Origin of the sequence: Nostoc sp. T09, from assembly GCF_002154695.1 — a bacterium.
Classification (GTDB): Bacteria; Cyanobacteriota; Cyanobacteriia; order Cyanobacteriales; family Nostocaceae; genus Aulosira.
Genome location: NZ_MTAV01000210.1, coordinates 59958 through 71527 on the forward strand (window position 1 = coordinate 59958; position 11570 = coordinate 71527).

The 11570-nt window shown below is 37.6% G+C and carries 9 protein-coding genes and 1 pseudogene; 5 read left to right on the forward strand and 5 right to left on the reverse strand.

Going from position 1 to position 11570, the window contains the following annotated elements:
* Window positions 1-78 precede the first annotated feature (78 nt).
* The 5 genes from BV372_RS31805 (at window position 79) to BV372_RS31825 (ending at window position 7095) form a co-directional block, all read left to right on the forward strand.
* On the forward strand, window positions 79-1371 hold the full coding sequence (locus BV372_RS31805) for a glycosyltransferase family 2 protein (protein WP_086691055.1): 1293 nt from the start codon (window positions 79-81) through the stop codon (window positions 1369-1371).
* A 10-nt stretch (window positions 1372-1381) separates the two neighbouring features.
* A complete protein-coding gene (locus tag BV372_RS31810) occupies window positions 1382-2383 on the forward strand; it encodes a glycosyltransferase family 2 protein (RefSeq protein ID WP_086691057.1) in 1002 nt (333 codons plus the stop codon).
* Window positions 2384-2546: 163 nt separating this feature from the next.
* On the forward strand, window positions 2547-4418 hold the full coding sequence (locus BV372_RS31815) for a glycosyltransferase family 2 protein (protein ID WP_086691059.1): 1872 nt from the start codon (window positions 2547-2549) through the stop codon (window positions 4416-4418).
* 463 nt (window positions 4419-4881) lie between these two features.
* Complete coding sequence (locus BV372_RS31820) at window positions 4882-6129, forward strand: acyltransferase (RefSeq protein WP_086691061.1); 1248 nt, start codon at window positions 4882-4884, stop codon at window positions 6127-6129.
* 294 nt (window positions 6130-6423) lie between these two features.
* Window positions 6424-7095 carry a phosphoribosyltransferase gene (locus tag BV372_RS31825; protein ID WP_086691063.1) on the forward strand — a complete coding sequence of 224 codons (672 nt, stop codon included), beginning with the start codon at window positions 6424-6426 and terminating at the stop codon, window positions 7093-7095.
* Window positions 7096-7149: 54 nt separating this feature from the next.
* Here BV372_RS31825 and BV372_RS31830 read toward each other — a convergent pair whose 3' ends face one another.
* The 5 genes and pseudogenes from BV372_RS31830 to BV372_RS36835 form a co-directional block, all read right to left on the reverse strand.
* Window positions 7150-8568, reverse strand: a complete 1419-nt coding sequence (locus BV372_RS31830; protein WP_086691065.1) for an aminotransferase class V-fold PLP-dependent enzyme — start codon at window positions 8566-8568, stop codon at window positions 7150-7152.
* A gap of 81 nt (window positions 8569-8649) precedes the next feature.
* Window positions 8650-8901: pseudogene (locus BV372_RS31835) on the reverse strand (CHAT domain-containing protein); the annotation flags it as partial.
* 215 nt (window positions 8902-9116) lie between these two features.
* Complete coding sequence (locus BV372_RS31840) at window positions 9117-10130, reverse strand: SDR family oxidoreductase (protein WP_086691069.1); 1014 nt, start codon at window positions 10128-10130, stop codon at window positions 9117-9119.
* A gap of 267 nt (window positions 10131-10397) precedes the next feature.
* Window positions 10398-11105: an ROK family protein gene (locus BV372_RS31850; RefSeq protein WP_086691073.1), complete on the reverse strand. Its 708-nt coding sequence runs from the start codon at window positions 11103-11105 to the stop codon at window positions 10398-10400.
* Window positions 11106-11260: 155 nt separating this feature from the next.
* On the reverse strand, window positions 11261-11539 hold the full coding sequence (locus BV372_RS36835) for a hypothetical protein (protein ID WP_256973576.1): 279 nt from the start codon (window positions 11537-11539) through the stop codon (window positions 11261-11263).
* Window positions 11540-11570 lie beyond the last annotated feature (31 nt).

The window sequence follows — 11570 nt, forward strand, 5'->3', positions numbered from 1 at the left end:
TGGAGATTTGAAAATCGTCATATCAAGTCATGTTTAAATGTTTATAAATTAAGTTTCCAAAACCAAGATATAAAATTTATGAGGAGTGTCAAAGTAGCTACTGTTATTGTTACTTGGAACAAGCTACATCATATCTGCTTGCTAATTGAAGACATTAATAAACTGAATTCAGAACATTTCCAACTAGATATTTATGTTGTAGATAACGGTTCAACGGATAGTACTCAAAATTACTTAGAGCAGAACTATTCTTCTTTGCTCAAAGTTTTGCAAACAGGTAGCAATTTAGGGGGTTCTGGTGGATTTTCTTACGGGTTACAATTTGTTAGCCAGCTTGAATATGATTACATCTGGCTACTTGATAATGATGTTCGTCTAGATCCGCTAGCTCTAGAAGCCCTAGTTCAAACTTTACAAAACCATCCCGAAGTAGGATTGGTTGGTTCTCAAATTCGGAAGCTACAGGAACCAAATACGATTCAAGAATTAGGCAGCTTTATTAACACCGCAAAAGCACACCTAAAAACCAACTTCGGTAACTATAGTAACATTTCAAATGAGGAAATCCTCAATGGCAAAGCTTACATTAATGTAGATGTTTGCGCAGCAGCATCGTTATTAGTGCGTAAACAAATTGTCCAGCAAATAGGATTGTTTGAAGATTACTTTTTACATTTTGATGATGTAGAGTGGTGCTTGCGAGCCAAGCAAGCTGGTTGGATTGTGGCAGTAAATCCAGATTCAATTGTTTGGCATCATTCACCTGATTTTAAATGTAGACCCTGGGTTAACTATTACGATGAGCGCAATCTTTGCTACTGTTGGCAAAAACATCGACCTGGCTTGGTATTAAAAAGAGTTGTTGTGAGTTTGCCACGTCTAGTTTACTACGCTGCAACAGGACGGTACTTTCTAGCTGAAGTTTCCATAAGAGGTTTTCAAGACTTTCTTGCAGGTATTCGGGGGAAGATGCCAAGAACACTAAACTATACTGAGTGTTCTTTAGAGGAAATTATTAATCAGCCAGCTAAAGTTTTTGTACAATCTAACATTTATCAAGATGATCTACAAAGCCAAGTTTTAAACAAGATGCAGGTAGAGCAAAAACTTACTTTGTGGCATCCACCTCAACAATTAGCTGAGTATCTTTGGCTATGGCTACTCGCATTTTTTAAGAAGCCAATAGATATAGCTCTCATTAGCTGTCAACAACCCAAACTTTACGTTCTTAATTTGGCAAAGCAAGTTTACTATTTCACAGGTAATGGTTACGTACCTGTGGCAATTAATCTTTTAGGTTTTATCCAGGCAGTTACTCAAACTATCAGCCAAATGTGGCAGATATACTGGCAAGTTCGCAAACTTACTTAAGTTATCACAAATGCCGAACATAGCACCTAATTTAGCATTTCCCTTAGTTTCAATTATAATTTGTACGAGCGATCGCCATGATTTTTTAGCGAAAGCGCTTAAATCACTTGAACTCTTAAGCTACCCAGATTTTGAAGTCATTGTGATTGACTCTTCATCAACAACACAGACAAGTGAAATAGTCCATAGCGTAACTAGCAACAATAGCTTAACAGTAAAGTTATTGAAAGTTGAGCCTCGCAATATTAGTTACTCCCGTAATAGGGGAATCAAGTTAGCATCAGGCTCAATTATTGCTTTTTTTGATGATGATGCCATTCCGCCGTCAGAATGGTTAGAGAAATTGCTATTTAGCTATACCATACATGGAGACAATTGTGCTGCGGTTGGAGGTGCAGTTCGAGATTTAACTCGTCCCGGTCATCCTCTACAGTTTTGTCGGGGTATTACCAATCTTTTCAGCGAAACAATTGCAATTCGTCCAGCTGATGCTGTGGATTATAACCAAGCAAACGGCTTTTGGTTTAACGGTTTAATGGGTACAAATTCATCTTTTAGAAAAGATTTACTGGAGAAAATTAATGGCTATGATGAATTTTTTGATTACTTTCTCGATGAAACTGATGTTTGTTTACGTCTAATTCAGGCTGGGTATGAAGTTCATTATGCTGATGTTACTGTAAATCACTATCCTCAACCTAGCCATAATCGCATCGACCAAAAGCATCTTACTTGTTGGTATTCTCTAGCAAAAAATACAACTTACTTTGCTTTTAAGCATGGCTTTAAAAAATTTCCTTTTGTAATGTTTGTGGCTCGTTTGATATTACTTATAACCCATCGTTGTCTATTGAGGATACTGCGTTTAAAATTTACACATCATCTTCCAAATTCAACTTTATTAAAGTACATTCAGCAAACTTTTTACGGAATTCGTGTTGGCTGGAATGCTGGAATAAAGCTGCATAAAGGTAATTTAAATAAAGTCAATTTTAGTGAAGAGACCTGTTAGCTTTCCTAAAATTCTACTGGGTAATTTGGTTGGACAAAGGAAAGGTAAAGTTAATTGGGAACGCCAATGAAGTTGTTGAAGCCTACCTAAAAACTACGGTAAACATCTAAATTTATACTATTCTTCTTTAATATTTAGCATTTTTAAGATGGAGAAAATAAAAATGACCGAGGTTATTGTCAACCTAAAACTAGAATCGAAAAACACTATAACTGCCGTTAAGCTGCAAAATATTGTCTTGCCAAATACAGATATTTGTACTACAGAAGAACTTTTTTTAAGAAGAAACTCTAAGTGTTTGTTGAATTATGAGCAAAATAGAGTTGAGCTTAAACAAGGTGGAATTATAAAATTTGATAGTTATTTTAATAGTTTTTCTGCGCATAAATGGCAAGAATATACAAATGTAAAAACAATCAACCTTAACTTAAGCTTGCAAGGAAAGTTTCAAATTAAGCTTTTGCAAGTTGATTACTTTTCAAAAACGGTCAACTTAGTTAATCAGACAGTAATTACTAGCGATAATTTAGATGACGTTGTTGTATTTCATGATATAGAAATTCAAGCATATAAAGGATTGCTCTATCTTGAAATTGAGGCTTTAGCAGATAATTGTATATTTACAGGTGGTTACTTTAATGCCAAAGTTAATAACTTACCGGAAATAAATGAGAAAATTGCTATTGTTATATGTACATATAAAAGAGAAGCCTACATTTATAAAAATATTCAATTATTAGAAAAATATTTATTTATTAATCCAGATCTAGTAAACAGATTTGAAATATTTGTGATTGATAATGGTAAAACATTAAATAATTTTGTGAATCCTAAAGTTCATTTAATACCTAATAAAAATACAGGGGGCAGTGGTGGTTATACTAGAGGAATTTTAGAAGTTTTAGAACATAAAACAGATTTTTCTCACATTATATTTATGGATGACGATGTTGTTATAGCTCCGGAGGCTTTTGAGAGAATTTATAACTTTCAAAGAGTTATTAATGACAAAAGCTTATGTATTGGAGGCAGCATGTTAAAGCTGGACAATAAATATGTTCAGCATGAAAATGGAGCAATCTGGGATGATGAAATTGTTAGAATCAAGCCCGATATTGATCTTAGAGTTTTAAAAAACGTTTTATTCAATGAGGTTGAGGAGCATATTAATTATAATGGCTGGTGGTTATTTTGCTTTCCTACAAAAGTTATAGATAATTTTAATCTGCCATATCCATTTTTTGTAAGAGGTGATGATATAGAACTAGCAATCAGATTACAGCAAAGAATTGTGACTCTAAATGGTATATGTGTATGGCATGAATCATTTGAAAATAAATCTTCCCCTGCATCACAGCATTACTATTCTATAAAGAATGAAATGATTTTAAGTATTATTTACTCTGATAAGTTCAGTAGAATTAGTGCAATTAAGAAGATTTTAAAATTTAGTCTCAAGGAAGCTTTTTGTTATAAATATAAAACTGCAAATTTAATTCTACAGGCAGCCTCAGATCTTTTAAATGGTCCTTACTACATAAAAACAATCAACCCTGAAGATAAAAATTTAGAAGTTTTACGTATGACAGAGAAATCTGTTAAAAAACCAGAGCTACCTTTTGTTTATGGTAAGTATGAAAAAAGCATTGAGGAAAGAGAAAATAGTTTGCATCGTTTGATAAGGTTAATCACATTAAACGGTCATCTTTTGCCTAATTTTTTATTTCATAAGCAGAATAGATTATCTGAAAAAGGATATACAATTGTTCCAACCTATGGGTATAGACCTATTAATTTTTTTAGAGCTAGGAAAGGTTTGTACTATAACATAAATAACCATGAAGGTTTTGTAGTAATAATCTCTCGATTAGAATTTTTTAGAATTTTTGTTAAAACAATAATTATCTGTTTACAAATGGCAGTTAAATTTTCTCGATTGAAACAACTTTATAGAGAGACATTACCTGAACTTACTAATAAAACTTTTTGGGAAAACTATTTAGAGATTAATAAATCTTCTGGCGATAATTGTTAGTTTTGTTTTTAGCTAATCCAAGTATCACATTAATTTTGTAACACTTTTTCAAGTAAAGAACTCCTATTTAATTTTTGAAAAAGGCTACGAAACAACAGGGGAAGGTGAACAAGCCTAATAGGAACGATCAGCCCGAATTTACTAACTGGCACATTTCCAATGGGAGTATGTCGGTAATAGTCAAAAGAGGAAATAGCATTACATTGCTCTCCAAACTTGAATATTTTATAGCTCTGTGTCTATGAGGTGTATGAGCTAGAGAAAGTTTTGCCAGTCAAGATTATTGGCAAATCACTGCGTTGAAATCGAAACAGGAAAGATAAGAGTATTCCTCATTAATTATATATAATTAGTGTCATTAAATTTGAAGAGATTTAAGTGGATATATGTGGGAACAATGGTTTGGAAATCGTGGTCTTGCAGTACTTAATGAGGTTAAACTCTCTCTGTATAAAAAATATTTATGAATATTTCTAACTCTCAAATACAACCCTATAGCTATCAGCCTCATATTGTTAAATTGCTTGACTTTTGTAAAGGATTAGCCATTATTGGAGTATTTTTAATACACTATCCCCCATCTGAGTTTACAATTTCCTTTGGCTGGCAAGGAGTACATATTTTTATTGTTTTAAGTGCTTTTGGGTTAACCTACTCTAGATTGAATAAACATAAAACCAATTCTTGGAGACAATGGTATATTAAACGAGCAGAAAGAATATTTCCTAGTTACTGGTTAATAGTTTTACTGGGATTTTTTCTATTATTTATCAATAGTATTTTCGACTATATATTTAAGCAGGGAAATTTAATACATTCTTTGCTAGAACCAACAGCTACAACAATTATAGATATTTTACTTTTAAGAAATTTTTTTGCTAATACTGAGTCTGGTTATCCTAATCCCGCGTTATGGTTTGTCCCTTTTATCATTAGTTTTTATTTAATCTTTCCTTGGTTACATAAAAAAGTTGTCAAATCTAGGAAAGCTAAGGATTATATATTAGTACTCTTAGTAGCAGCATTTGTTGAGTTTATCTACCGAGGTGTATCTATCTACTGGCTTCATAGCAGTCCGATTGCATATGGGCTTCATTTCCTAAAAACTTTACCTAAATCAGAATTTATAATTAGTAATCAAATACCTTTTGGATTTTTTCCTTCTAGAATTGCTGAGTTTGTATTAGGGATAGTTGGAGCAATTCTTTTTATGAAGAATCAAAAAAAATTCGAGAAATTGATTCTAAATAATTTGGTAGGAGTGCTAGGATTATTTATCTGGATAGCTGGTAATATTTTGCTATCTGTAGGGTTATGGGGATGGGTGTTCTCTGATTTTGTTATTGCTCTAGGCTTAATTTTATTTGTTATAAATCTAGCTTTTCTTATCCAAAAGAGATTATCACCCTTATTTTCAATTTTAAGTAAATTAGGTATTTTATCTTATTACATTTATCTATCTCACTATCTTGTCTTAGTATTTTTTACTACAGAAATAAATAAGCTAGCTACAAAGGCTAATTTACTTAACTCTTTAATTATTAAAGTATTGATATTAGGATTTACAATCATTGTAACAGGTATTGCAAGTTGGATGTTAATGCGGTTTGATCGCTCAAAATTTGCAAAAGAGATAGTTCAAAAACTGATTGCATGGCTCCCTTCACTTCTAAAATTTGGGCTAAATGGTCGAAATTCAACAAAAAAGTAGAAAGGCAGATTCAACATAAAACCCTCTTTAGGCATAATTCTAGAGAGAAGGCGCAATTTAAAAAATACAAAATTAAACTTATAATTAATTATAAATTTATCTAATATTTAATTAGTAATTAAGAAATTTTTATCAGTATCTGTTTTTCATTTAAATACCTCCTAGATAATAATGAATTCGTACTTTAGATAGGTACATTTTTGAAAATGTCGCTCCATTAGTAAGAGGGCAGAAAGCTTTGAGCTTTTTAAAATCGGGTCAGAAGAGAAAAATACTGGCAGTAACTTTTTACTCATGCTATTCCAAGACCGAAGTTTGGCAGGTCAGTTGTTAGCTCAAGATTTGGCACTTTATGCTAACCGCCCAGATGTGCTGGTACTAGCCTTACCAAGAGGTGGCGTACCAATTGCCTTTGAAATTGCCAAAGTATTAAATGTTGTATTGGATGTTTGGCTAGTACGCAAACTAGGCGTACCCAATCAACAAGAGTTGGCAATGGGAGCGATCGCTTCTGGTGATGTTCAAATAGTCAATCAAGATATTGTTCGCGATTTCAATCTCTCGGAGCGAACAATTGCCAAAGTAGCGGCGCAAGAATACCAAGAACTAAAGCGACGAGAACAGCTTTATCGCGGGAATCGTCCTTTCCCAAAACTACAAGGAAAGACGGTGATTTTGGTAGATGACGGTTTAGCAACAGGTGCAACCATGTTGGCTGCAATTATCGCAGTCCAAAAACAGCAACCTGCTCGGATTGTAGTTGCAGTCCCCGTTGCTGCATCACCTGCCTACCAACAATTGGCAGACAAAGTAGACGAAATGGTTTGTCTATCGACACCCACACCTTTCTACAGCGTTGGTCAGTGGTATCAACGCTTTCCGCAAACTACAGATGATGAAGTCCGCGATTTGTTAAGAAAAGCTGCGAATCGCCATGAGCCGCTATCCCTTGGTACTCCTAGCTAAATAACAGTCCTGAGTCCTGAGTCCTGAGAATTGTTGATGGTGCGTTGCTACTAGCTAAATACTCTCACTTGCATCAGCTATTTGGCAGATTAATTCCCAAGCTTGCTGCACATGCAACTTCTCAGTAGTGGCTTGCCCAATTGACATTCGTAAAGTAACTTTTTGGTCAAGCTTGGTGGAAATCAGGTAACTTTTACCAGAAGAGTTGAGATTGTTGACGATCGCTTGATTGATCTTGTCACCGCCTTTGTGCCGAAAACATACCAAATTTAGCGGCGGATTGACAGCCAACTCAAAGCGCACATCTGATTTTACCCATTCAGCAAACTCTTGGGCTAAGGCTATGTGCTTACGGACATAGTGCTGTAAGCCTTCAATCCCGTAATGGCGAATCACAAACCAAAGCTTGAGGCTGCGGAATCTTCGCCCTAAGGGAATTTGCCAGTCTCGATAGTCAATTACCGCGCCTGATTCGCTAGCTTGATTTTTCAGGTATTCCGGCATGATGGATAGAGACTGAATCAGCTTGGCGCGATCGCGCACGTAAAAGCAAGTGCAGTCAAAGTTAGTCATCATCCATTTATGAGGGTTGAAGCAATAGCTATCAGCTAACTCCAACCCCTGATGAATCCATCGAAACTCAGGACATAAAGCGGCTGTGCCACTCATTGCCCCATCAACATGAAACCAGATATTGTATTTTTGCGCGATCGCTCCTAATTGCGGTAGAGGATCAATCGCATTCGATGAAGTTGTCCCGACAGTCGCAGCCAAATAAAAAGGAGTTAACCCAGCCTGAATATCTTTTTCTATGCACTGCTGTAGTGCTTCTGGATTCATCGCATAATCTGCATCAACTTCTATGTAACGCAAATTTTCCTTGCTGATTCCGGCAATCTTTGCTCCCTTCTCAACTGAAGAATGCGCCTGCGTAGAAGTGTAAGCAACCAGTTTACTAATATCTGCTTTTGCTTGTTCCCTGGCTGCTACCAAAGCCACAAGAGTTGCACTGCTAGCTGAATCTTGAATTACTCCTCCTCCTGTTTGAGTAGATTTGAAATGCAAGGGTAACTCCAGCATATCTATCAGCCAATCGAGAACATGAGTTTCTAATTCAGTACAAGCTGGGGAAGTAGCCCACAACATTCCCTGCACACCCATTCCTGCACTTAATAATTCTCCCAAAATTGAGGGTGCAGAAATTCCAGAAGGAAAGAAAGCAAAGAAGTTAGGAGACTGCCAATTTGTTAATCCTGGGACGATGATGTCATCAATATCTTTTAAAATCGCTGCAAAAGATTCGCCCTGTTGAGGAGCAGTATTTGGTAACTTTGCTTTGGTATCGCCAGGTTCAACTTGCGAAAGAACAGGCAGTTTTTCAACGTTCTCTAAATAATCGGCTATCCAATCAATGGTTTTATATCCCCAATGGCGAAATTCTTCTGGAGACATATGGTAGTTCTGCTGTTCCATACTTTTTATCGCAATCCTATTTGAATTATGAGATTTTTCATGTTCGCGCAGCGTCTCCGATAGGAGAATGTCAGAAAAACCTTATTCAGACTCCCCAATTAGTGTAAAGGCTGCCCAAGCGATGGGATTTGGATACTTGGTCAACATTGCTTGCCGCAATGCCTGTGCTTTATCTGGATTTGCTTTCAGGTGTTGATAAAATGCCATCATTAAATCTGCTGTGGGGACATCTGGTACAGACCAGAGTGAGACAATCACACTTGGTACTCCGGCAGAAATTAGCGATCGCGATCGTCCAATCACGCTATCTCCTGTGACTCGCCCTTGCCCGGTGATGATGACGCGGGGACACGGAAACGGGGAGACGCGGAGATTTGTGTGTAGCTAGATTTTAGAGAAAGAGTATAAGAAATTGGGAACTGTTGCTGATTGCCCGTTCCCTATTCCCTTGTTTCCCAACTTTAAAACTTGTACAATGCCCAGCAAAACCCGGATATGGTGGGCATTGCTCTAAGTTTTATTTCAAAAATCAAATAGGAATTCTATATTTAGATATCATTCCTACCCCATAAACCTACAAATGCAGCAATACCCAAGGCAGCAAATGCTAACGCACCCCATTTTAGCGGTGGATTTTTATCTAAATTATCTAAGAAACTTGGTATGGACAAGTTTCTAAAGTCTCCTTCAACTTTGTCATAGCCTTCAATCGGCTCAAAAACGTTGTTCGGCGCGTCTTCTGATTTTGGTTCATTGGTGCGCTGTGCTTTAAAGGCGATCGCCAGCAACAGAGAATCAGCTAAGGAAGGTGAGATGCGTTGCACAAAATCTAATATTTTGCCCGCATCCCCAACAACAAAATCACGGGTGGGATGTTCAGCTGCGTAGAGAATAGCATCGGCAACAAGATCGGGTTGGTAATATGGGGGTACTCCTGTAGGCTTAACTCCTAGTTTGGTGCGAACTTTATTGTAATAGGGAGTGTTGATCGTCGCAGGCAGGATTGAGGTAACACTGATCGGCCATTTTTCGTGTTGTAACTCAACGCGCAAGGCATCAAGGAATCCTTCTAAACCATGCTTGGCTGTAGAGTAAGGGCTTTGTAGGGGCAAACTGCGCCTACCTTCCATTGAAGAAATATGAATTAACGCCCCCCGTCCTTCTTGTTTGAGATAAGGTAATGCTGCCATTGCACCATATACCTGTCCCATCAAGGTAACATCAACAACTCTGGCAAACTCCTCTGGTGTAATTTTCTCGAAAGGCCCAATTACACCCGTAGCGGCAGTATGAACCCAAGTATCAAGTCGTCCGTATTCTGCTACAGTCTTATCCGCGATCGCCTTTACTTGCTGAAAATCACTGACATCTGCAACTACATAAGTTGCTGTACCGCCCAAATTCCGAATCTCATCTACCAAAGACTTAAGCCCTGATTCGCTACGGGCAGCAACTACAACCTTTGCACCACGTTCGGCAAACTTCACGGCTGTTTCACGCCCGATCCCACTGGAAGCCCCGACGATGGCTACCACTTGCTGATTAATTGGTTTTAATTGCATGGTTAATCATTCTTAATCCTTCTCTTCGATCAATAGGTTTGATTTATGCTTGCTGCATCCGTCGCCAGACTTACGCCAGTTGTAAAAACAACCAGCCTAAATGAAACAAGTTTCACCGCCATGTATCAGAAAGGGACAAGGGAGTGTGGGAGAGGGCGGGAAAGGGTGGGGAGACAAGGAGGACAAGGGAGTGTGGGAGAGGGTGGGGAGAAATGGGACAAGGGAGAAGTAACTAATAAATCTTGCTGATTACCTTTTGAGAAATGACTAATTTCGCCACAAAGCAATACCACCTAATAAACCAGTGATGTTAGGGATGAGTTTCACATTTAAGGGTAGCTGGAGATTTACCTTGACAGCTTCGCCGCCCCCAATGTAGAGGCAATCATAATTGAATAGATGTTGCAAAGATGCGATCGCCTTTTCTAAACGCCTATTCCATTTTTTATCACCAATTTTTTCTAAAGCCGCCCGTCCCAGCTGTTCTTCGTAAGTCTCACCTTTGCGGAACTGATGATGACCCATTTCCATATTCGGCACCAGCTTACCATCGATAAATAAAGCTGAACCAAATCCTGTACCCAAGGTAATCACTAATTCCAAACCTTTACCTGCGATCGCCCCAAGCCCCTGCATATCTGCATCATTAATTACTCGTACAGGCTTGTTTAACTGCTTTGATAAGGCTGTTTGTAAATCAAAACCGATCCAATCCCGGTCTAAGTTTACCGCCGTCTCCGTCACTCCATACCGCACTACACCCGGAAAACCTACCGAAACACGATGAAATTCACCTTGAGAAGCAGCTAATACGACAATCGCATTGATCACTGTGTCTGGTTTAGCAGGTTGGGGTGTCTCTAAACGTGCCCTTTCTGTTAAAGGATGCCCTGTAACATCCAATACCATAGTTTTGACACCGCTACCACCAATATCAACTGCTAGAGTGCGAATTGAGCCATTATCTTCAACCATTTCTTTTTTTCCTCGCCATTGTGTACTACTTGGTTATTATGCTCTGCCGCATCAGCTTCGAGTACAGATGTTTTGAGAGTCTTCACAAGTTCAAAAATTCTTGGTGACGAGTAACCCACTATAGCTATTTTAAATTGCTGAGAAGACAAGGTTTTTCAAGAGAGCACAAAAATTATCCCTACAATGCGATGATGGTGCGGCATTAAAGTTAAAGACTCGTTGGCGAGTATTAAAGACTCGTTAATGGAGTTATTAACCTCATTCGCGAGTATTAAAGACTCGTTGACGAGTATTAAAGACTCGCTCACGAGTATTAAAGACTCGTCGCCGAGTATCAAAGACTCATTCACGAGTATCAAAGACTCGTCGGCGAGTATCAAAGACTCATTCGCGAGTATTAAAGACTCGTTAATGGAGTTATTAGCCTCATTCACGAGGAGGATAGTCTTTTGCCTTCAAGAATAA

Coding starts and splice junctions, on each gene's coding strand:
- BV372_RS31805 (WP_086691055.1), top strand. CDS start 79: ATGAGGAGTGTCAAAGTAGCTACTGTTATTGTTACTTGGAACAAGCTA.
- BV372_RS31810 (WP_086691057.1), top strand. CDS start 1,382: ATGCCGAACATAGCACCTAATTTAGCATTTCCCTTAGTTTCAATTATA.
- BV372_RS31815 (WP_086691059.1), top strand. CDS start 2,547: ATGACCGAGGTTATTGTCAACCTAAAACTAGAATCGAAAAACACTATA.
- BV372_RS31820 (WP_086691061.1), top strand. CDS start 4,882: ATGAATATTTCTAACTCTCAAATACAACCCTATAGCTATCAGCCTCAT.
- BV372_RS31825 (WP_086691063.1), top strand. CDS start 6,424: ATGCTATTCCAAGACCGAAGTTTGGCAGGTCAGTTGTTAGCTCAAGAT.
- BV372_RS31830 (WP_086691065.1), bottom strand. CDS start 8,568: ATGGAACAGCAGAACTACCATATGTCTCCAGAAGAATTTCGCCATTGG.
- BV372_RS31840 (WP_086691069.1), bottom strand. CDS start 10,130: ATGCAATTAAAACCAATTAATCAGCAAGTGGTAGCCATCGTCGGGGCT.
- BV372_RS31850 (WP_086691073.1), bottom strand. CDS start 11,105: ATGGTTGAAGATAATGGCTCAATTCGCACTCTAGCAGTTGATATTGGT.